The sequence below is a fragment of the Bradyrhizobium sp. i1.15.2 genome (genome assembly GCF_040548425.1).
Taxonomy (GTDB): domain Bacteria; phylum Pseudomonadota; class Alphaproteobacteria; order Rhizobiales; family Xanthobacteraceae; genus Bradyrhizobium; species Bradyrhizobium canariense.
On record NZ_JBEPRQ010000011.1, the window covers coordinates 141,978 to 163,037 of the forward strand.

Annotated in this window: 21 protein-coding genes and 1 tRNA gene; 7 read left to right on the plus strand and 15 right to left on the minus strand. The window is 63.0% G+C overall.

Annotated features, from left to right (window positions below):
• Window positions 1–106: 106 nt before the first annotated feature.
• From ABIB80_RS21105 to ABIB80_RS21130, 6 genes are all read right to left on the minus strand, one after another.
• Entirely contained in the window at window positions 107–904 is a 798-nt protein-coding gene (locus ABIB80_RS21105; protein WP_007591086.1) for an MBL fold metallo-hydrolase, read from the minus strand.
• 13 nt (window positions 905–917) lie between these two features.
• Window positions 918–1,694: a TatD family hydrolase gene (locus tag ABIB80_RS21110; RefSeq protein ID WP_219684310.1), complete on the minus strand. Its 777-nt coding sequence runs from the start codon at window positions 1,692–1,694 to the stop codon at window positions 918–920.
• A 13-nt stretch (window positions 1,695–1,707) separates the two neighbouring features.
• The gene (metG, locus tag ABIB80_RS21115; protein WP_219684311.1) at window positions 1,708–3,690 is read right to left on the minus strand and encodes a methionine--tRNA ligase; all 1,983 of its coding nucleotides are present in this window, start codon (window positions 3,688–3,690) and stop codon (window positions 1,708–1,710) included.
• 109 nt (window positions 3,691–3,799) lie between these two features.
• Window positions 3,800–4,846: a DNA polymerase III subunit delta' gene (locus ABIB80_RS21120; protein ID WP_007591080.1), complete on the minus strand. Its 1,047-nt coding sequence runs from the start codon at window positions 4,844–4,846 to the stop codon at window positions 3,800–3,802.
• Window positions 4,843–5,529, minus strand: coding sequence for a dTMP kinase (tmk, locus tag ABIB80_RS21125; RefSeq protein WP_007591078.1), 687 nt, complete (start codon window positions 5,527–5,529; stop codon window positions 4,843–4,845). The genes ABIB80_RS21120 and tmk overlap by 4 nt, the downstream gene beginning before the upstream one ends.
• Window positions 5,530–5,531: 2 nt before the next feature.
• Window positions 5,532–6,794 carry a D-alanyl-D-alanine carboxypeptidase family protein gene (locus ABIB80_RS21130; protein WP_354128238.1) on the minus strand — a complete coding sequence of 421 codons (1,263 nt, stop codon included), beginning with the start codon at window positions 6,792–6,794 and terminating at the stop codon, window positions 5,532–5,534.
• A gap of 149 nt (window positions 6,795–6,943) precedes the next feature.
• On the opposite strand from ABIB80_RS21130, the gene ABIB80_RS21135 reads away from it, so the two are divergent.
• Window positions 6,944–7,900, plus strand: coding sequence for an alpha/beta fold hydrolase (locus ABIB80_RS21135; RefSeq protein ID WP_354128239.1), 957 nt, complete (start codon window positions 6,944–6,946; stop codon window positions 7,898–7,900).
• On the opposite strand, the gene ABIB80_RS21140 is transcribed toward ABIB80_RS21135, so the two are convergent.
• Window positions 7,894–8,829, minus strand: coding sequence for a septal ring lytic transglycosylase RlpA family protein (locus ABIB80_RS21140; RefSeq protein WP_219684316.1), 936 nt, complete (start codon window positions 8,827–8,829; stop codon window positions 7,894–7,896). The two genes, ABIB80_RS21135 and ABIB80_RS21140, sit on opposite strands and share 7 nt — an antisense overlap.
• 667 nt (window positions 8,830–9,496) lie before the next feature.
• Window positions 9,497–9,811, minus strand: a complete 315-nt coding sequence (locus ABIB80_RS21145; protein WP_219684317.1) for a hypothetical protein — start codon at window positions 9,809–9,811, stop codon at window positions 9,497–9,499.
• 158 nt (window positions 9,812–9,969) lie between these two features.
• Here ABIB80_RS21145 and ABIB80_RS21150 point away from each other — a divergent pair, with 158 nt between their 5' ends.
• Both ABIB80_RS21150 and ABIB80_RS21155 read left to right on the plus strand, forming a co-directional pair.
• On the plus strand, window positions 9,970–10,554 hold the full coding sequence (locus ABIB80_RS21150) for a TIGR00645 family protein (RefSeq protein WP_007591065.1): 585 nt from the start codon (window positions 9,970–9,972) through the stop codon (window positions 10,552–10,554).
• Complete coding sequence (locus ABIB80_RS21155; RefSeq protein WP_219684319.1) at window positions 10,544–11,038, plus strand: GNAT family N-acetyltransferase; 495 nt, start codon at window positions 10,544–10,546, stop codon at window positions 11,036–11,038. The genes ABIB80_RS21150 and ABIB80_RS21155 overlap by 11 nt, the downstream gene beginning before the upstream one ends.
• An 18-nt stretch (window positions 11,039–11,056) precedes the next feature.
• Here ABIB80_RS21155 and ABIB80_RS21160 read toward each other — a convergent pair whose 3' ends face one another.
• Window positions 11,057–11,374: a DUF1476 domain-containing protein gene (locus ABIB80_RS21160; protein ID WP_007591062.1), complete on the minus strand. Its 318-nt coding sequence runs from the start codon at window positions 11,372–11,374 to the stop codon at window positions 11,057–11,059.
• Window positions 11,375–11,625: 251 nt separating this feature from the next.
• On the opposite strand from ABIB80_RS21160, the gene ABIB80_RS21165 reads away from it, so the two are divergent.
• Window positions 11,626–11,850 carry a hypothetical protein gene (locus ABIB80_RS21165; RefSeq protein WP_007591061.1) on the plus strand — a complete coding sequence of 75 codons (225 nt, stop codon included), beginning with the start codon at window positions 11,626–11,628 and terminating at the stop codon, window positions 11,848–11,850.
• Window positions 11,851–11,899: 49 nt separating this feature from the next.
• On the opposite strand, the gene ABIB80_RS21170 is transcribed toward ABIB80_RS21165, so the two are convergent.
• The 4 genes from ABIB80_RS21170 to ABIB80_RS21185 all read right to left on the minus strand — a co-directional run bounded on the left by ABIB80_RS21170 (window position 11,900) and on the right by ABIB80_RS21185 (window position 15,440).
• Window positions 11,900–12,091 (minus strand): hypothetical protein, encoded by a 192-nt coding sequence (locus ABIB80_RS21170; protein WP_007591059.1) that lies wholly within the window; start codon window positions 12,089–12,091, stop codon window positions 11,900–11,902.
• Window positions 12,092–12,229: 138 nt separating this feature from the next.
• Window positions 12,230–12,925, minus strand: coding sequence for an endonuclease/exonuclease/phosphatase family protein (locus tag ABIB80_RS21175; protein ID WP_219684320.1), 696 nt, complete (start codon window positions 12,923–12,925; stop codon window positions 12,230–12,232).
• Window positions 12,925–14,958, minus strand: coding sequence for a VTT domain-containing protein (locus ABIB80_RS21180; RefSeq protein ID WP_219684321.1), 2,034 nt, complete (start codon window positions 14,956–14,958; stop codon window positions 12,925–12,927). Before ABIB80_RS21180 ends, ABIB80_RS21175 begins: the two co-directional genes overlap by 1 nt.
• A gap of 185 nt (window positions 14,959–15,143) precedes the next feature.
• A complete protein-coding gene (locus ABIB80_RS21185; RefSeq protein WP_219684322.1) occupies window positions 15,144–15,440 on the minus strand; it encodes a hypothetical protein in 297 nt (98 codons plus the stop codon).
• Window positions 15,441–15,588: 148 nt separating this feature from the next.
• Here ABIB80_RS21185 and ABIB80_RS21190 point away from each other — a divergent pair, with 148 nt between their 5' ends.
• Entirely contained in the window at window positions 15,589–15,795 is a 207-nt protein-coding gene (locus tag ABIB80_RS21190) for a hypothetical protein (protein ID WP_007591053.1), read from the plus strand.
• Between the two features lie 24 nt (window positions 15,796–15,819).
• Here the strand turns inward: ABIB80_RS21190 and ABIB80_RS21195 are convergent, their stop codons facing one another.
• Window positions 15,820–16,563, minus strand: a complete 744-nt coding sequence (locus ABIB80_RS21195) for a DUF7168 domain-containing protein (RefSeq protein ID WP_219684323.1) — start codon at window positions 16,561–16,563, stop codon at window positions 15,820–15,822.
• Between the two features lie 50 nt (window positions 16,564–16,613).
• Window positions 16,614–16,703: transfer RNA gene (locus ABIB80_RS21200), tRNA-Ser, on the minus strand.
• 298 nt (window positions 16,704–17,001) lie between these two features.
• Here ABIB80_RS21200 and ABIB80_RS21205 point away from each other — a divergent pair.
• Both ABIB80_RS21205 and ABIB80_RS21210 read left to right on the plus strand, forming a co-directional pair.
• Window positions 17,002–17,952, plus strand: coding sequence for a helix-turn-helix domain-containing protein (locus ABIB80_RS21205; RefSeq protein WP_219684324.1), 951 nt, complete (start codon window positions 17,002–17,004; stop codon window positions 17,950–17,952).
• Between the two features lie 148 nt (window positions 17,953–18,100).
• A complete protein-coding gene (locus ABIB80_RS21210; protein WP_354128240.1) occupies window positions 18,101–21,019 on the plus strand; it encodes an ATP-binding protein in 2,919 nt (972 codons plus the stop codon).
• Window positions 21,020–21,060 lie beyond the last annotated feature (41 nt).

Below are 21,060 nucleotides of genomic sequence, written 5' to 3' on the forward strand. Positions count from 1 at the left end.
AATATCGCCCCTGCCCAGCGCCCTGTCTTTCAGACGTTAGATCAACATGATGGGGCCAGCGCAAGCAAGGAGTATGCCGGCTCTCGCCGGAATTTCCACCGCAGGTTCAGCGGGTCTCGAGCCGCAGCCCGTCATACGCGGGCACCACTCCCGCCGGCAGCGACTGCCGGATCACCTCATAATCGACGTCGGCCGTCATGTTGGTGATGACGGCGCGCTTCGGCTTGAAGCGCTCGATCCAGGACAACGCGTCGTTGATGCTGAAATGGCTGACATGGCTGGTGTAGCGCAGGCCATCGACGATCCAGAGATCCAGATTTTCCAGGGCGCCCCAGCTCTCGCGCGGGATGTCGTTGAGGTCGGGTGTGTAGGCGGCATCGCCGATGCGATAGCCCAGCGCAGGAATGTTGCCATGCTGCACCAGGAAGGCGGTCATCGTCACCGGGCCGCCCTTCCCCTGGATGGTCTGGCTTTCACCAGCCTCGATCGACTGCGCCGTCAGGATCGGCGGGTAATCGCTGCCCGCCGGCGAGACGAAGCAATAGGAGAACCGCGACATGATGTCGTTCGCAGTCGTCTGGTTGAGATACGTCGGAATCCGCCGGCGCATGTGCATCACCACCGAACGCAGATCGTCCATGCCATGGGTCTGATCGGCGTGCTCGTGGGTCAGGAACACTGCATCGATGTGGTCGACATTGGTCGAGAGCAATTGCTCGCGCAGGTCCGGCGAGGTGTCGATCACGATACGCGTGGTGCCCTCGTCTGATGTCTGCTCGACCAGCAGCGAACAGCGGCGACGGCGGTTCTTGGGATTGTTGGGATCGCAGGCACCCCAGCCGAGTGCCGGGCGCGGCACGCCGGCGGAGGAGCCGCAGCCCAGGATCGTCAGCGTCAGCGTCATGCGGCTCCCAGTTCTAAGCTTTCACCCTGGAGAACAGGCGAAAGAAGTTTTCGCTTGTCTGGCGCGAGATCTCGTCAAACGACACGCCGCGTGTTTCGGCGAGCACTTTTGCGACCTCGACCACGTAGGCCGGTTCGTTGCGCTTGCCCCGGAACTTGCCCGGCGCAAGATAGGGCGAATCCGTTTCAACCAGAATACGGTCGGACGGGAGTTCGGCCGCAAGCGCGCGCAAGGCCTCGGACTTCTTGAAGGTCAGGATGCCCGTGAAGCCGATATAGAGCCCGAGCGAGACCGCCTTCAGCGCCAGCTCGCGCCCGCCGGTGTAACAATGCAACACCGCGCGAAACGATCCCTTTGCCGTCTCCTCTTCCAGGATACGGCCGCAATCCTCATCCGCCTCGCGGGTGTGGATCACCAGCGGCAAGCCGGTGGCGCGGGCGGCGGCGATGTGGGCACGAAAGCCCCTCGCCTGCGCCTCCGGCGAGCCGTTGTCGTAGAAATAGTCGAGCCCGGCTTCGCCGAGCGCGACGACCTTGGGGTGCTGCGTCAGTGCGATCAGCTCGTCCGGCGCGATGCCGTCTTCCTCGTCCGCGTTGTGCGGATGGGTGCCGACCGAGCAATAGACGTCGTCGTAGCGCTCGGCGATGGCCAGAAGCTGGTTCAGCTTTCTCACCCGCGTCGAAATGGTGACCATGCGGCCGATACCAGCCGCTCGCGCCCGCGACACGATCCCGTCGAGATCCTCCGCAAAGTCCGGAAAATCCAAATGGCAGTGGCTGTCGACCAACATGGTGCGAACGCCCTCAGGCTGCCGGCTCGATGTAGCGCGGGAAGGCCGGCGTCGGCGCGGGCAGCGTCGTACCTGGCGCGATGCGCGTTGCGCCGCCGAGCGCAGCGAAGTTGCGCTCCCCTTCGGGGATCCCGAGGCTGTTCAGCAGCAATCCCGAGGCCGTCGGCATCGCCGGCTGGGCCAGGATCGCGATCTGGCGCACGACTTCGGCGGTGACATAGAGCACCGTCCTCTGCCTGACAGGATCGGTCTTGGCGAGCGCCCACGGCGCTTCGCCCGCGAAATAGCGGTTGGCTTCGGCGACCACAGCCCATACGGCATTGAGCCAGTGATGGATTTGCTGCGTCGCCATCGCTTCGCGAGACGCCGCGAGCATGCCGTCAGCTTGTGACAGGATCGCCTTGTCGTTGTCGCTGAACTCGCCGGGCTCCGGGAGCACGCCGCCGAGCTGCTTGGCGATCATCGACAGCGAGCGCTGCGCGAGGTTGCCGAGATCGTTGGCGAGATCGGCATTGATGCGCGCGACGATGGCCTCGTGATTGTAGTTGCCGTCCTGGCCGAACGGGACCTCGCGCAGAAAGAAATAGCGCATCTGGTCGACGCCGTACTGGTCGGCGAGGTTGAAGGGATCAACCACGTTGCCGACCGACTTCGACATCTTCTCGCCCCTGCTGAACAGGAAACCATGGGCATAGACCCGCTTCGGAAGCGGGATCCCGGCCGACAGCAGGAAAGCCGGCCAGTACACCGCATGGAAGCGGATGATGTCCTTGCCGATGATGTGCACGTCGGCAGGCCAATAACGCCAGTTCTTGTCGCTCTCGTCGGGGAAACCGACGCCAGTGATGTAGTTGGTGAGCGCGTCGACCCAGACATACATCACGTGCTCTTCGTCGCCGGGCACCTTGACGCCCCAGTCGAACGTCGTGCGCGAGATCGACAGATCGCGCAGGCCGCCCTTGACGAAGCTCACCACCTCGTTCTTGCGGGAGTCGGGGCCGATGAAATTGGGCTGCGTCTCGTACAGCTTGAGCAGCCTGTCCTGATAGGCCGACAGGCGGAAGAAGTAGCTCTTCTCCTCGACCCATTCGACCGGGGTGCCCTGCGGCCCGAGCCGCACGCCGTCGTCGTTCAGGCGCGTCTCGTCCTCCGCGTAATAGGCTTCGTCGCGCACGGAATACCAGCCGGCATAGATGTCGGCATAGATATCCCCGTTCGCTTCCATGCGCCGCCATATCTCCTGGCTGGAGCGATGATGCTGTTCCTCGGTGGTGCGGATGAAACGGTCGAACGACACGTCGAGGCGCTCGTCCATCTGCTTGAAGCGGCCGGCATTGCGGGCTGCTAGCTCCGAGACGGACATTTTTTCGCTGGCCGCGGTCTGAACCATCTTCTGGCCGTGCTCGTCGGTGCCGGTCAGGAAGAACACGTCCTTGCCGTCGAGCCGCGCGAACCGCGCCAACGTATCGGTCGCGATCGCCTCGTAGGCGTGGCCGATATGTGGGCTGCCATTGGGATAGGCGATGGCGGTCGTGATGTAGAAGACGTTGTCGCGCGCGGGGACGGCCATGGGCGTGTTGGCCTGCGGCGCTGCGATGGACTTCGGCGCGCGCGGAGCCTTGGGCTTCGAGACATTGGGCTTCGGCGGCGCGGCGACAGGAGCTGGTGTGGCGGTCACGGCAGGCGTAGCCACCTTTGCCGTCTTGGCTATCTTCTTCGCCGAAGCCTCTTTTTTTGCCGAGGCCTTGGCTAGCTTTTTGGTCGCTGTCTTCACCGGCTTCTTTGCAACGACCTGCTTCTTCGCCGTCTTCGCGGCGCTCTTCCTCCCGCTTTTCTTGGCGGCTGTCTTTTTGGTCTTCGTGGCTTTCTTGACCTTTTTGGCAGCTTTGGGTGTGCGCGCCTTCACGGCCTTCTTCGCGGCTTTCTTGACGGCCTTCGTGGCAGCCTTCTTCTTGCTGCTCTTGCCCTTGGCGGTTTTCTTAGCTCGCGCTGCCACGACGAATTCCTTTACCGGCTTCTCGAAATTTGGAAACGAACCTGCGTTAGTTTATCGTCTTGAGCATGGCCCCATCGGAAAACCGCTGCACAGTTTTCCGGATCATGCTCTAGCGCGTCGCGTCCGCCAGCCAGCCGAACACCGAGAAAACCAAGGGCTTTCGCTCCAGATTGTAGGTTTCGGTGTCGCGCGCGGCGCGGACGATCTTTTCCCATACCTCAGCTAGGCGCGCAAGGCGCGGCAGATTCTGGTTGGCATTGGCCTCGTCGGCGTGCAGGCGTTCCGCGATCCAGCGATCGATGCCGTCGATGAAGGCGGCAAGCGCAACGCGGTCGCTGGTGCCGAGCGATTCGCCGAGCGTGTGCAATTCGCGCGGATCGACCTGCGGCAGCCGCGCCAGCAGCGCGGCCGTGCGCTGCTGGAGCTTCAGGGCGTCACCGCCGAGCAGCGTCAGCGCCCGCGCGACGCTGCCCTCGGACGCCTCCGCCGCCTCGCGCAACGCCGGATCATTCGGGTCGAGATCGGCAGCTGTTGCGGCTGCAGCAATCACGTCGTCGGTTGCGAGCGCGCGCAGGCGCAGCTTGCGGCAGCGCGACTGGATTGTGGCGAGCACACGCGCCGGCGCGTGGCTCACCAGCAGGAACAGCGATTGCTGCGGCGGCTCCTCGAGAATTTTCAGCAGCGCGTTGGCGGCATTCGGATTGAGCTCGTCGACGGTGTCGACGATGCAGACACGCCAGCCTTCGGCCGCTGCGGTCGAGCCGAAGAAGCCGATCGTCTCGCGCGTCTCGTCCACGGTGATCACGGTGCGCATCACGCCGCGATCATTGGCGGTGCGCTCCAGCGTCAGCAGGCCACCATGCGAGCTCGCCGCCACCTGCCGCGCCACGGCGTCATCACGATTGATGGCGAGGTCTTCGGCGCGCTGCACGAAGGGAGCGGACGGCTGGCCGTGAGCGAGCACGAAGCGCGCCATCCGATATGCCAGCGTCGCCTTGCCGATGCCTTGCGGCCCGCCAATCAGCCAGGCATGCGGGATGCGCCCGCTGCGATAGGCGGCCAGCAGCGCGGTCTCGGCCTCGCGATGGCCGAACAGAACGCTCGTCTCGCGCGGATGAGACATGGCAGTTTCGCGCTCGGTCTGACGCGGGCTCATATGGACACCACCGATGCCGGCGTCGGAAGCAGGCGATCGCGCAGCGCGGTCCAGACGCGCCCGGCAACCGTGTCGGGGTCAGAATTGGCGTCGATCAGCACGCAGCGCGCAGGATCGTCCGCCGCGATCTTGCGATAGGCTTCGCGCAGGCCCTGATGGAAACCGAGCTTCTCGGCCTCGAACCTGTCTGGCGTGCCGCTGCCGCGGCGAGCGGCCGCGCGCTGCAAGCCGATCTCGACCGGCAGGTCCAGAATGATGGTGAGGTCCGGTTTGAGATCGCCGATCGTGACCCGCTGCATCGCGTTGATCAGCGCCGCCGGCACCTGGCCGAGGCTGCCCTGATAGGCCCGCGTCGAATCGGCGAAGCGGTCGCAGAGCACCCAGGTGCCCTGGTTGAGCGCAGGCTGGATCACGGTGCGGACATGGTCGTCGCGGGCCGCCGCGAACAGCAGCGTCTCGGCCTCGGGTCCGAGCAGCTTGCCCATGCCTGACAGCACGAGGTGGCGCATGATCTCCGCGCCGGGCGAGCCCCCCGGCTCGCGGGTGACGAGGATGCGCATCCTGGCCGCCTTGAGACGGTCGGCGAGCTTCTTGATCTGGGTCGACTTGCCCGTGCCCTCGCCGCCTTCAAAGGTGACGAAACGCCCGCGTCCGGACGGCCACTTGACCGCGCTTTCACTCATGATCAGAGCTTCTCGGCGCCCGCACGGAACATGCCGATCACGAGCTCGCTGGCGCCGTCGATTGCACGCCGTACGGTCGAGCCGGTGCCGATCGCGTCAGCGGCATAGACCGGCGTCTCCACCGCGATGTTGCCGCTGCGCCAGACCCTGACCAGCCCGACCTTCTGCCCAGCCTCGACCGGCGCGCGCACCGGACCGCTATAGACGACGCGCGCGATCAGCTTGTCGGTGCCGTTCTTGTGCACCATCACTTTCACGGGCGTCTTGGCGACCAGTTTCACCGAGCGGCTCTCGCCGCCGAACACCTTGGCGTAGCCGACGGGCTGATCGGCCGCGATCAGGGTGCGGGTCTCGAAATTGCGAAAACCCCATTCCAGCATCTTCTTGGCTTCGGTGGCGCGATCTTCGGGGTCTTCCAGCCCGTTGACGACGACGATCAGCCGCGTGCCGTTCTGCACCGCCGAGCCGACCATGCCGTAGCCACCTTCCTTGGTGTAACCGGTCTTCAGACCGTCGGCGCCTTCCATGGAATTGAGCAGCGGATTGCGGTTGGGCTGGCGGATCTTGTTCCAGGTGTATTCCTTCTCGCCGAACAGTTTGTAGAATTCGGGAAAGTCGAGAATGATGTGCCGGGCAAGGATGCCGAGCTCGCGCACCGTCATCTTGTTGGCGGGGTCGGGCAAGCCGTTGGAATTGCCGAAGGTCGACTTCGTCAGGCCAAGCTCACGGGCGCGCTTGGTCATGAAGTCGGCGGCGAAAATCCGTTCGTTGCCCGCCATGGCTTCGGCCAGCGCAATGCAGGCATCGTTGCCGCTCTGGATGATCGCCCCGTGCAGGAGATCGTCGACCGTGACCTTGCTGTTGATCGCGGCGAACATGGTCGACCCGCCGGAGGGTGCGCCGCCCCTGCGCCAGGCGTTCTCGCTGATCCGGTATTCGTCGGTCAGCTTGATGTCGCCCTTCTTGATGGCGTTGAAGACGACCTCCGCGGTCATCAGCTTCATCATGCTGGAGGGGGCGCGCAGTTCGTCGGCGTTCTTCTCGAACAGCACGCTGCCGCTGGAGGCCTCGATCAGGATCGCGGTCGGGGCGTCGCCGTCGAAGCCGGCATCATCTGTTTTCTTGGCGCCCTGGACGCTCTGGTTGGCGGCGTAGAGCGCCCCGCCCCAGCCAATGGCCGCCACCAGAGCCGTCGCGATCAGCCCGCGCGCCAGCGCTCCGGCGGTGAACCGGGTGCGCCCAAACGAGGAAAGATGAAATTCCATGGCCAAGCCCTGAGAGCGGCGTTCTAACAGTTGGAGCGGGTGCGAACAACACGGGGTGGTCTTGTCCCGAGATTGCACGATTCTCGTCCCGCCCCTATCGTGGCACCTCAGATTTTCTGACCAAACCCCTGAAACAAGGCGGAAAAGCGATGTCCTCCACCCGCGTGATCAAGGCCAACGGCATCGATCTGTTCATCCGTGAAGCCGGTCAGGGTCCGCTGGTGGTGCTGTGCCACGGCTGGCCGGAACTCTCCTATTCCTGGCGCCACCAGATCCCGGCGCTGGCGCAGGCCGGGTTTCGCGTCGTCGCCCCTGACATGCGCGGCTACGGCCAAAGCTCAGCGCCGCCCGAGGCGACGGCCTATTCGATCTTCGACACGGTCGGCGACATCGTCGGCCTCGTGCAGGCGCTCGGCGAGAGCAAAGCGATGGTGGTCGGTCACGACTGGGGTGCTCCGGTGGCCTGGCACGCGGCGCTGTTCCGGCCCGACATCTTCACGGCGGTCGCCGGCCTGAGCGTGCCGCCGCCGTTCCGCGGCCGCGGCAAGCCGCTTGACCTCCTGCGCCAGGGCGGCATCACCAATTTCTATTGGCAGTATTTCCAGGCGCCCGGCGTTGCCGAAGCCGAGTTCGAGCGTGACGTCGCGCGCACCATGCGCATCGTGCTCGGCGGGCGCGGCCTTGCCGATCCCACCGCAGCCATGTTCGTGCTGGACGGCAAGGGATTCCTCGGCCACTGCAACCCGGAGGAGCCTCTGCCGGCCTGGCTCAGCGAGACTGACCTTGCCTATTTCACCGAAACCTTCCGCAAGTCCGGTTTTCGTGGCGGGTTGAACTGGTATCGCAACCTCGACCGCAATTGGGAGCTGACGGCGCCCTGGCAGGATGCGCAGATCCATCAGCCCTCGCTCTTCATTGCCGGTTCGAAAGACGCCGTCATCACCGGCCTGATCGGAGCCAAGCGCATCAACGAGCTCGAGCGCGTGCTGCCCAATCTGAAACGAAAGCTGATCATCGAGGGCGCCGGCCATTGGGTCCAGCAGGAGCGGCCCGATGAGGTGAATGCGGCGCTGGTGAGTTTCCTGAAGGAAAGCGCCGCTCAGTAGAGGCCGCGGCCGCTCAGGATGCCGCGGGCCTCGGCAGCGCCGTCCGAGGCGTAGGCGCCGGACGGTGTGCTCTCGGTGGCATAGCGGCCGTCCCCGTCATAGGACACGGCGCGGGCGTTCTGGAGCGCCCGGCCCCGGTTGCGGCTCGAGGCCGACATTTCCGAGGTCGCACTGAGTGAAGCCATGTCGGCGGAGGTGTTGCCGAGATTGTAGGGCCGTCCCTCCGGCGTCGGAACTTCGCCGCGCATGGCACCGCGGTTCGACGACGGCAGCTCCGGCACGAACGGCCTCGCCGAGGCGACACGGACCATCGAGGGCGACGGCGCCGGGGTCCCGGTGCGCAAGGTGGCCATCAGCTGGCGGTCGTCGGAGCCTTCCAGCGGCGCCCGCCCGACATATTCGACACGAACCTTGGCGATCCCATTGCCTTTGAATTCAAGCAGTTCGGCGGCCTTGTTCGAGACGTCGATGAGCCGGTTGCCGTGATAGGGCCCGCGGTCATTGACGCGGACGATCAGCGACTTGCCGTTCGAAACGTTGGTCACCCGCGCATAGGAGGGCATCGGCAGGGTCGGATGCGCCGCCGTCAGCGAGCCCATGTCGAACACTTCGCCATTGGCGGTCAGGCGGCCGTGGAAATCGTCGCCGTACCAGGACGCCATTCCCTCGGCGCGGTAGTTGACGTCCTCTTCGGGAACATAGGTCCGGCCACCCACCACATAGGGCTTGCCGACGCGGTAGGCGCCGCCGCCCTTCGGGACCGGATCACCCAAAGCCACGACCCGGGGGCTCGAGGACACGCCGTATTTCGGATCGACCCGGCTGGCGAATTTGTTGGAGGATGCGCAATTGGCAAGCGCAAGGCAGGTCGCGACCGCCGCAACACCGCGCGCGGCCCGCAAAACCGAATCTGACCGTCGGATCCCCATTCGCCCCAAATACCACTTTGCCGGAGGCGTACCTAACCCGCTTTGACTACGGGCAGCGCTGTCCGGTCCTTTGCTCCAAGGCGACCCACCACCGCGTCGGAAGTGGTAACGATAACGCAACCCGAACACGGCGGAAATGGGGAGCCCACAACGATCCCGCCGGGATGGTAAACGGGGCGTATGCGTTCGCCCCGTTGAACTACGGGGCGCGGGCGCCCTGCTCTGTGCCACGGCTGGACATTCTGTTGCGCCAAATCCTCACTCCACCCCCATTGTCGCGCCGCTCCCTGGAATTCTTTTGACTGTGCAAGGCCGCCCGCGTTTTCTCGCGTGCAGGGCGGAATGGAATGAGACGATGATCGAGACGGTTTCGGCACTGATGGGTTTGGTAAGCGCGGGGATCTTCCTGGCCCACGCGTTTGAAGGTTACCGCACGAGGGCCTGAGGCACTCGCGCGGACGGCAAGCATCACCCTTTCAAGACGGCGCGTTCGGACATTTTTAATCGATCCGATCGAGCATCGCAGACGAGAGCGGCAGGTGTCCCATGCGCAAGCATGACCTCGTATCCGATGGCTTCCTGGCATTGACCGCCGGCGGTTTGGTCTTGCTGTGCTCCAGCCTCGTGGCATTGGCCTTCGCCTGAGCACCCAGCACGAAAAATACGCTTACCGCAGTCCAAGCAGCGAACGCCGATAGAGGCTGTCGCGGGCTTCGCTCAAGCAGACGAAGCTGCCGGTAAAACCCTGGCCGTACCGCTTCTGGCTTTTGCCGTAGTAGACACCTTTGCTGAAATCGAGCCAGACGACCCGGTCGTGCGGGCAATGACGCTGCGCCTGCGCCTCGTAGCGAAATGGCGTCAGCGGTGTGGCCGATACCTCAGCGCCGCCGCAGCCGACCAGGATTGCAGCAGCGAGCGCGATCGCGCCGGGCCATTTGCCGAAGCTGCTGCTAGATACTCCGCAAGATAGTCCGCAAGCCACCACCCGCCTCCCGATCCTGGCCGTCGCACGAAGGCCGCTCGGGCACGATAGCACGAAACAGCACGGTCCTCGGAAAGCGACAGGCGCCTCACGTCTTCCGCGGGCCATCTTGTCGGGTTACAGGAAGCGGGATGATCTTGGTGCGAGGATGCTGCTGAATGTCGGTTGAGCCTGGACCCGAACTCCGCACCGAACCGCGCCTGCCCTTGCCGCGCCTGGGCTTGATCGCGATGATCATCTTCGGCTCGCGCTGGCTGCAGCTGCCGCTCTATTTCGGTCTGATCGTGGCGCAATGCGTCTACATCGTGCTGTTCCTGAAGGAGCTCTGGCATCTGTCCTGGCACGCGATTGATCTCACCGAGCAGCAGATCATGATGAGCGTGCTGGCGCTGATCGACGTTGTGATGATCTCCAACCTGCTCGTGATGGTCATTGTCGGCGGCTACGAGACCTTCGTCTCGCGGCTCGACCTTCAGGGTCATCCGGACGAGCCGGAATGGCTCGGCCACGTCAACGCGAGCGTGCTGAAGATCAAGCTCGCCATGGCCATCATCGGCATCTCCTCGATCGCGCTCCTGCGCACCTTTATCGAGGCCGGCAATCTCGGGTCGAACCGCGCCGGATTCACCGAGACTGGCGTGATGTGGCAGGTGCTGATCCACCTCACCTTCATCGTCTCGGCCCTAGGCATAGCCTACGTCGACAAGCTCAGCGACTCCGGAATGCGCAAACATGCCGAGTAATGACCGCCCGCGCTCCGCCGATGGAGAGCTGTCTTTCAGGGCGGCACGCGCGGACGATGCGAAAGCGGTGTTCGACATCACCAAGGCTTCAATCGCAGGTCTGGCGCACGGATGCTATTCGCCGGCGCAGATCGAGAACTGGATGGGTGAGCGCACGCCCCGCTTCTACCAAGAGCTCATCGCCAGGGGACGCATGACCGTCTGCCTTCGCAACGGCGTCATCGTCGGCTTCGTCGACGCCGAGCCGGGCGAGGTCGCCCGATTGTTCGTACTGCCCGAGGCCGCCGGCTCCGGGCTTGGCCAGCGATTGCTCGACATCGGCGTCGCCCAGGCGCGTGACGGACATAGCGGACCAATCCGTCTCGAAGCCACGATCAATGCCGAAGTCTTCTACCAACGATACGGCTTCAGAAGCACTGGCAGAGGGCAATTCTCTCACGGCCTCGGCGGCGAGCCGATCGAGATCGTCTACATGGAGCTGTGAGCGCCGACGGCGCGCCGTTCAGGATTTTGCCGCGAGCTGCTGAACCGCCTGTTGCAGGCATTCCTGGAACTTCTGGCCGACCTGTTCGCGCGATACGCCCCTGGCGGCAAGATCGGCCGAGACTTTGCCCACGACGTCGTCCATCGACTGGTTCTCCAGATGGTCCGTCACCAACGCCGTCGCGTAGCTGGCCGCGGCATCGCCGCTGAGGCCGAGCTGGGTGGCGGCCCAGAGCCCGAGCAGCTTGTTGGACCGGGCCGTGGCCTTGAACATGAGTTCCTCGTCGTGGACGAATTGGGCCTCGAAGCCCTGCTCGCGCTTGTCGAACGTGGTCATGGTCAGCTCCATTTCGGTTTTCGCTGATCGGGGTCGGACTGGCTGGAAGCGAACGTCTCCGTGGTTCAAATCTGGATCGTTGGAAGCTTCCGGCGGAAGCCAAACGCCGTCAAGCCCGCTGGGCGTGCCCAGACCGGGTGTGTGCAGGTCACCCACCAGCTCTACGCCAGCCAACCCGGCTAGGCAGAGATGTTTACCATTGATTAAGCAGACTCAGCGCCCCATGGCCCGGAGACATCGAGAGCTGACGCATGAACAAAGAACTGCGGGAGTTTCGACGGCTTGAACGGGTCTGCCTTGAGCAGGCAGCCCTCTCCACCATGGACCTGGCGCGAAGCGGGTTGCTCAAGGTCGCCGACGATTGTCGCGTCGCAGCCGAAGCGATCGAGGCGCAATCGCCTCGCAGATCTTTCGCAACCGCCGTTCAGGCGCTGAAGCAGGCGTTGAGCGTGACGCGCGTCCCTCACCGGCACTGAGGCCGGCGCTCGCAGGCAAGGACATCTTTGACGGGGCGACAGCGCGCGGTCAGCCCTTGGCTTCCGTCTGTTCACGTGCCAACCGTTCGGCTCTCAGCCGCTCCTTGTTGGCATAAAACGCCTTCTGCGCCGCTTCATGATCGCGCATGGCTTTTTCGGCTTCGATACGGCGTGTCGCATCGCGCGCCTGCCGCTGTTCGGGGGTCAAGGGCTTGCGCCGGTAGGAAATGTCTTCCGTCATGGCCAGATAACGCGGGGGTCAGGAAAGGGTTCCCCTTGGTCCCGCCGGGCGGCAGCGTGGGCCGACTGCACAAATGTGCGAAAACAACCCCATGCACAGTAGCCAAGTCCTTCTGCAGAAAGAACTTTTCTATCGCGCTTAAGACGCGTTTGACCCGCCGGCGATCTCGATGTCTGCAATAACGGGCAAATGGTCTGAGTAAGCCCGCGCCCCTTCGTCGGTCCAAACCTTCCCGATCGGGCTGTCGGAGGTCGCATAGATCCGGTCAAGCCGCAGCAGGGGTAAATGCGACGGGAAAGTTCGCAGCCGCGTACGGTTTGGGCAGGCCTGCGCGAGCACGCGCCGCACCGATTTGATCCAGAACCAATCGTTGAAATCCCCGAGGACGACGGTCCTTCCGGGCTTCATCAGGCTCACCAGCGCGTGAGCCTGCGCATGGCGCTCGTGGATGCTCAAGCCGAGATGCGTGGCCACCACGCGGACATCGCCGACCGGCGTCAGCAGTCCCGCCGCGATCGCCCGGCGCGGCTCGCGCTCACGATACGACACGTCGACGATCTCGGGCGGGCCGGAGAATGGGAAGCGGCTCAGGAGCGTCTGGCCGTATTCGCCATCCGCCGTGACGATCGACTTGGCGTGAACACGGTGATCGCCGACGACACTCGCCAGCTTCGCAAACGGATCGTCAGATCGCGATCGCGAATCCACCTCCTGAAGCGCGACGACATCGGGAGCCCATTTGCGAATGATGGAACAGATACCTTCCAGATCGAACTTCGGATTGAGATTGAAGGTGCCATGCACATTCCACGTCATGAAGCGCATCGGCGCCATCATCGCCTCCCGGCGAGCCACGTCGCGACGAATTGCGCGCCGGCGCAGATCGCGAGCCAGCCCAGGAACGCCAGTGCGAGCAGCAATATGTTGACCCAGGACGCATTCCTGGCGAGATCTGCGATCTGAGCACCCAAAACTGCCATGGCGAGAATGCCCGGCGTCATGCCGAGCAGCGTTCCAACCAGGAAGTCACGCAGCGGCAGCGTGCTCGCGCCAGCCACGACATTCACCACCGAGAACGGCGCGATCGGAATCATCCGGATGACGACGACGGCCAGAATGCCCTTGCCGACAACACGCTCCTGGATGCGCGCGGTACGTCGTCCGAGCAAACGCTGCAGGCGCTCGCGGCCGAGTGCCCGTCCGATCGCAAACAGGACAAAGGCGCTGAGCACGACCCCCGTCATGGCGGTGACGAAGCCTAGCCATGGTCCGAGTGCGGCAGCAGTTGCCGCAATGAGCACGAGAACCGGAAACACGACCAGCCCGCCGACGACGAAAGCTGCAATCGCGAATGGCGGCCCCCAGACGGACTGCGAATAGGCGGACAGAAGCGACGACATCCGGCCCGCGTCGGCAAAATCGCTCAAGGACGTGTACGACCAGGCCATTGCGAGTCCGCAAAGCGCCACGGCTATCGAGACCATCCCGATGATCGTCTTCGTGCTCCACATGCGCGATGCCGCCCGCTCCAGATGAAGAGGCCGCTCAGGGTCCGCCACCGGCTGAACCATCGTGGCCAGAGCGCTGGTCAGGACCGAAGATTCCACGTCGCGCAGCGCCTTCGTCCCACCTTCTCTTGAGACGTCGTCCAGGAGCGCAAAAAGACGATCGTCGTTCTGCGCGACGGTCTGTTCATCGAGGCCGCAGAAATGGGCGATCAGGCGACGGCGGACCGAAGCGATGAAATTTCGATGCTCGTCCGATGTGGCTTCAAAGATCAGGTCACATTCGCTGTCGGCGCCCATCGATCGATTGTTTAGATTGGCCGAACCGATCCTCAAGATGAGATCGTCGACGATCATGAGCTTGCTGTGCACCATCACGGCCGCTTCCGTGTCCCCGTTCCCCGATACCGGATAGACGAAGCGGATGCGATCGGCGACGCCGGCCGAACTGAAGCAGTCGATGAAGGCGCCGCGGCCGTTCTGCATGGCCTGGGATTCCAGCCACGAGGAATGCAGTTTTGGCGTGACGACCACAACCCGAAGCGAAGGCACGCGCCGCATCTGCTCCGCCAATTCGCGCGCGATCTTGGTGGCGCTGGTGAACTGGTTCTCGATGTACACGAAGCTCGTCGCGGACCGGATCGCTGCGATCAACGAACGTTCGACCTCCCGGAGCGTCGAACCTGCCGGACAAACCACTTCGGTCCTGGCGATGCCCACCGGCATATGCTCAGCCTCGACCGGAACATTCGCCGGCCAGCGCAAGCTTTTCAGCGGGCGCCGATCGTCAATCTGTTGGCCTGCCGCGCGCCAGCGTTCCTCCGCGAGGTCGAACAGCCACGCCGCCGCATCCCCGTCGACCAGGCATTGAACATCATGAAACGGCAGGTATGGCTTGCCCTGGGGATCACAGCGCGACGCGTGATCGGCGCGATGATCACTCGTGTCCCAGCGCCTGATCGTCAGATCGAGCCCGCCGACGAACGCCAGTGAGCCGTCGACACAGACGATCTTCTGGTGTTGGGCCGACCCAAATGGAAGTGTGGAATCAAGATAAAACCGGACGCGGCCATCTGTGTCGGCGGTGAATTTCGCCGCGGAATTCCATTCCCTCTCGGAAGCGTAGAACGAGACAAAGTCCCAGATGAGAATGTTGATGCGCAAGGTGGGACGTCGCTGGACCAGCGCGCGCAGGAACGGGCCGAGCTGTTCCGGCAAGCCATCATCCGCTCGCCCGGACTCGCCGACCAGCCTGGTTTCACTATGGATATCCCAACCGACGATATAAACGAGGTCCTGCGCCTGCAGCAGGGCCTCCCGCAGGGCCGCGAAATAAGCGGCAGCATCGTTGAGAACCGCCACACGCCGCGCCTCGCACCGCCGCCAGACGGTGTCGCCGGGGATCAGGGTCGATGAGCTCTGAAGCAGGGAGGCCTCGCAATTTGCGTTCGCGTTGAAACGCGCTGAACGCGGAAGGGGTTCCCCAACCAGAACCAGGCTGACCGTTCGGCGTGTGCGGATTCCAGCGCCACAGTCTCCCCTCGCCGCTACTTGGTTCGGACAGTCTTTGCACCTGCGCCTTTCAAGGCGTCCGCAATCTTCTCGGGCGCATCGCCGTGAAAGTCCACGGAGACCTCGATTGGACCTTCCAGCTTCTGGTGCCCCTCCGGCGCAGGCGCGGCCTTGGCGTCAGGACCGGCGGTGCGTGTCCCCGACGTGTTCGCGCCACCGGCGGCCTGGACGAAGACGTCGCTTCGCGGCACGCCGCATTCCTGCACGACATGCTCAATCGCAAGCTCGGCGCCGCGGCGCGTGTCGAATTCTCCGATGATCGTACTTTCCAAGGGCGCCCTCCGTAGCTGGACGAGAGTGCGAACAACAGGCCAACCTGGGCCAGGTTCCTGAACGCGATTGCGTTCCTGGCAGCGTTTTAGGACGCGCGAACAAGAACCAATCCAAGAACCAATCATTGCGCGGGACGTTGAGTCCGCGATGTCAGACGCTTTTGATTATTTCCGGGCGCACGCGGTCCGGGCCCTTTGCAAGGCCCGGGCGATGCCGCGCGGTCGAATGAAGCATCTCCAAACCGTCGTGGCCCGGATCTACCACCTGCTGACCAAAGAGGCTGCCTACGGGCCGAACCTGCAGCATATGGACGACTTCCGCGCAGCCCAGAAGCTCGAGAAATCGATCGACTGAACTGCAATGACGGTGAGGCTGCGTTCAGCTTCCCTTACGAGCTGTCCCTGCCTGCGACCCGCCAAGCCCGGGATTGATGGCGAGCGACGCACCGGCGGCGCCGCCGGCTTCATAGGCCGTCATCGATACCATCCGGCTGGCGCTGCGCTGGGTCCGCATCTTCAGGTCGAGTTTGTCGAACTCCGCATCGACCACCGAGGTCTTGAGAACCACCAGCCCGCGGCCGGCGCTTTCGTTGACCTGATCGCGACTGGCCTTGATCGCCACCAGCCTCTGCGCGATTGAGGCCACCATGCCGAGCGCGAAGGAAGCATTGGCCAGGTGCCGCTGCTGGTGCCGGAACCTGCTGTAGTCGATCGAAGTCTTGAAACGGCCGAGCTCGGCGCGCACGGCGCCGTCGATCAATTCAGCCAGATAATGCGCGACCTCGATATCCGCGCCGAGACCGAAGAACACATAGTGGTTCTCGCCGGCCGCGTTCTTCTCGCGCCAGACCCGACAATCGCAGAAATGAGCGATCGCGCCGATGCAGTCGTCCAGGGGAATACGCTTCTTGCGATGGGTCTCGTAAACCTTCCGTTCGCACGGTGACGCCCGCAGTTCGACGTCGGAGAGCGACAGATCATGGCGATCCAGCAGCTCGGCGACCTTGGCGGCCGCCGACAGCGCCTCGTCCTCGGTGCAGCCATTGGCGATCGTCTTGGCACGCAACGCCTGAATGCGGAGCTTCAGCTTGTCGAGCACGGCCGGATTGGATGTTGGATTCACGGATCACCTGCCCCGGAAAGCCTGACCGATAGACCCCCGGTCGGATCGACTGGCGGAAGGGGTGGGATTCGAACCCACGGTACCCTTGCGGGCACGCCGGTTTTCAAGACCGGTGCCTTAAACCACTCGGCCACCCTTCCGGAGCAACAATTTCAGAGGGTTAGCAGCGGCGCGAGCTGAACGAAAAAAGGCCGTTACTACCGCTTTACTACCCAACGTGGTCAGTGAGTGCTCTTTACGGTGAGACCCATAGCGCCGTCAACGCTCGACCCTTCGGACTGGCACCAAGTAAGACCTACAGGGGCTTCTGTTCCGGGAACTTGCCGAGCCACTCGCCGACTTCGTCAGGCGCGCATGACGTCCAGAAGTCAACGAAATCGTGCGTTTGAGATCGATCGATCGAGCATTCGGTCGCATAATTGCCGTCGAGGTTTCCAGATGAGCGAGCCACACGCCACCGGTGGGAAATCGGCCAGCAAAGGCGCCTATGGTGCGCATCTGGCAGCCAGTTTCCGTTTGCCCGAACCTCCCACCCATGTCCGTCGTACCTTGCAGCGAGGGACCATCGCTGTCTCGGTGCTGAGAGGAGGAGCCACAGGAAAGCCAAGCGGCTCGCTCGGTTTTCTCGACGCCTATCAGGTGATCGTTCCACTCAAAAGTATTCGGCAGGAATTCTGGCAAGGCAGTCGGTTCGTCTCATCCGATCCCGTGCAAGGTGGAACAACCTACATCATCGATCTTAGAGAAGATCCTCGGGTCCTTTGTCGGAATCCCGGCGGCACTGTGCACTTTTACATGCCGATTTCGACCATGAAGGCCTACGCCGAACAGAATGACTTACCGGCATTCGCGGATTTCATCCATCGGCCGACGACCGGCCATGACGATCCTGTCATGCGTCATCTCTCCGAGACGGCTCTTGCGGCCTTGGACCGGCCCCACGCGACGACCGGACTTCTGCTCGATTCGATCCTTGATGCTGCGTGCATCAACGTGCTCGGACAATATGCGACGTTGAATGGCGCAAACAAAACTCGAACATACGGGCTGGCAGCATGGCAGGAACGTCGTGCGAAAGACCTAATAAACAGCCAGCTCGACGTCTCCATGGCCGAACTCGCCCGGGAATGCCGCATTTCGGTCGCCCATTTCGGTCGGGCCTTCAAGCGCACCACCGGAATGTCACCTCATCAGTGGCAGCTCGGTCGTCGCATGCAGCGGGCACAAGCAATGCTGTCAGGGTCGACGCTTTCGATAGCCGAGATTGCCCTTGCGTGCGGATTTTCCAGCCAAAGCCATTTCACCAATTCCTTCACGGAGAATGTGGGTGTCGGCCCCGGGCGTTGGCGTCGATCAGGTGACCAACCAGAGACCATCGATAACGGCTAAGGCCGGCGCCCTTCGACCAATGGATAGCCCGGGCGGATCAGTTTTCCGCAACCTGCGTCACAATTCTGGAAGATTTTACCTGCGATTCTGGAAGATTTTGCCTGCGCCCTGCGCACGATATTTATCGACCGGGGAAAGGGAGTCGCAGGTGGCAGTTCATGCGAAGGTTCGAGCCGAAGCCCCCTCGCCCTTATCGCCCCAGCGCGACAACGATCTTCATTCAGGAGAAACGACGACGTCGTTCGGAAACTTCCGCCTGGACCGCGCGCGCCGCTTGCTGACCAAGGACGGAAAGCCGGTGCGGATCGGCTCTCGCGCGCTCGACCTGTTGATCGTCCTGATCGATCGCGCCGGCGAGGTCGTCAGTCGGCGCGAGTTGGTCGATCTCGCATGGCGAGGCGTGGCCGTCGACGATGCGGGTGTCAGAGTACACATTGCATCGCTTCGCCGCGTTTTGGGAGACGGTCGCGACGGTGCACGCTACATCGTCAATGTCAGCGGTGTAGGTTACAGCTTCGTCGCATCCGTCACGCGAGAGGCCACCGAGGCGCCGTCTCTGCCGACCGCATCCCCGGCGCCCCGGCTCACGGGCCGCGTGCCGCCACCACCCCGGTTGCTGGTCGGCCGCGACGATGTTGTCAACAGCCTGGTCGAACTTCTCCTTGAACGTCGGTTCGTAAGTATCGTCGGCTCCGGAGGCATCGGGAAAACTACAACCGCGACAGCCGTTGCGGACCGTTTGCGAGCGGAGTTTGGTGACGACAATATTGCTTTTGTCGATCTCGGCGCCGTCTCTGACCCCGAACGGATACCCGAGGCTATCATCTCGGCAATTGGCTGCCGGATCGGAGGCGCCGATCCCGTTGAGGAGATTTTGAACTTCCTCACCGGCAGACGCGTGCTGATCATCTTTGATAGTTGCGAGCATCTCCTCGATTCAACATCCGGTCTGGCCGCGCGCTTGTTTCAACAAGCTCCAGCTGTCCATCTGCTGACGACGTCGCGAGAAGCGCTGCGTGTCGACGGCGAGACGATCCATTTGCTAAGCCCTCTCGCCTGCCCGATGGAGGAGTGCCCCACCGCAGCGCAGGCGCTGGCCACGCCAGCCGTGCAACTCTTCCTGGATCGCGCCAAGTTTAGCGGATTCAATGGCGAGCTGAGCGATATCGAGGCGCCGATCGTCTCCGGAATATGCCGAAGAACCGACGGAATTGCACTGGCAATCGAAATGGCGGCCAGCAGGGTTGGCACCTACGGTATTTCTGGGGTCGCCAACCTGATTGTCGGTAACGTTGACCTCGGCCTGGTTGGTCGCCGCGACGCGGCTCCCCGACATCGAACGCTCGAATCGATGCTCGACTGGAGCTTCAGGCTTCTCAATCGAGAGGAACAGCGCGTCCTATCCGCCCTCTCCATGCTCGTCGGTCTGTTCACAATGGACGCCGCGTGTTCGATCACGAACAATGGCGACCATGATAGCGCCAACGTCTCCAGAACGATCATGAGCTTGATCGACCGGTCTCTCGTCTGGGTTCATCGGGAAGGTGACACCGTCTTCTATCGGCTTCCCGACACGACTCGGGCATACGCGGCCGCCAAGCTGGCCGAGACCGAACAGACTGAATCGATTGCCGCGCGCCACGCGCTCTATTTTTCGAAGCTGTTCAAGGCCACCGCGCTCGAGCACGGCACCTATGCTGATATTGGACGTCACGCGCCGCATGTCGGAAATTTGCGAAAGGCACTCGAATGGACATTTTCCAACGAGAAGTCCCGCCCGCTTGGCGTTCAGCTTGCGGCCGACACCGCCCCGCTCTTTCTCGGTCTCTGGTTGTTGAACGAATGCCGGCACTGGTCACAACTGGCATTAAGCTTTAAAGACGACCTCGGCGAAATTCCCGAGAGCGAAGCGCGCCTGCAGGAAGCGCTGGCGGTGTCCACGATGTACACCCTCGGAAATACGCCGGAGGTTCGGAATGCCCTGGAGCGTGGGTTGGTTCTCTCCGAGGCTCTCGGGCAAGCGCCCCAACAGCTTCGCCTTCTGGGCGACCTGGCCCTCTTCTTCAACCGAACTGGCGATTTCGGAGCGGCGCTGGCCGCCGTGAAGCGCAGCGGAGCCATCGCAGAACGCAGCGATTCTCCTGAAGATCGCATCAATGCTGAATGGCTGATGGCAGCTTCCAGTCATATGGCAGGCGACCAACTGGCAACGATCGCCCACTACGAGCGCGGTTCCAGGCTTGAAGCCACGACCGGCCGCGCGAAAATCAATCTGTTCGGATACGACGATCGCCTGAGGGCCCAGATCTCGCTGGCACGCTGCGTCTGGCTCCGCGGATCCCCCGATAGCGCCTGCAAGCTGGCCATCAAGGCCATGGACGATGCGGCGGAGATATCTCTGCCAAGCAACTACACCATGGCGATCACCCACTCCGTACCTGTCTTGCTTTGGAGCGGCAACACCGTTGAGTCGGCCCTGTATATCGAGCGCTTGCTTGTACACGCCGAACGTTTATCGATCAAAACTCACACGTCTGCCGCATTGGCGCTGAGGGGAGAATGGCTCTTGATGACCGGAGACTTCTCGACCGGAGTTGAGACATTGCGACAAGCGCTCGAACGGCTTAGCCGCGAGCGCCTGCACATGCTCACTCCAACAGCGTCGATAGCTCTGGCGGATGGGCTATCCCAGTGCGGAAATCATGACGAGGCGCGCGCGACGATCGACGGCGCCCTGTCATCGGCCCGGGAAATGAATCAGCAATTCTACCTTCCGAGCCTTCTGCGCACACAAGGCCAAATTATCTTGAGAAGCCCCCAACCGGACTTCGAATCCGCCGAGTCATCCTTGCGCAAGTCCATTGAACTTGCGGGAATGCAGGCCTCCCCTGGTTGGGAATTAAAGGCTGCCGTGCCGCTGGCACGCTTGTTGATACAAACTCGCCGCATCCACGAAGCCCTCGCCCTCATCGGCCCAATCTATCGCGCGCATTCGGAGAAAACGGGCTCGACCGATCTCGTCGCCGCCGCAAGCATTCTGGAGGCGCCGTGCGACTTCCACGTCTGATCGGGTCGACCTCCCAGCCCGCCGTCCGTCTTGACGATCTC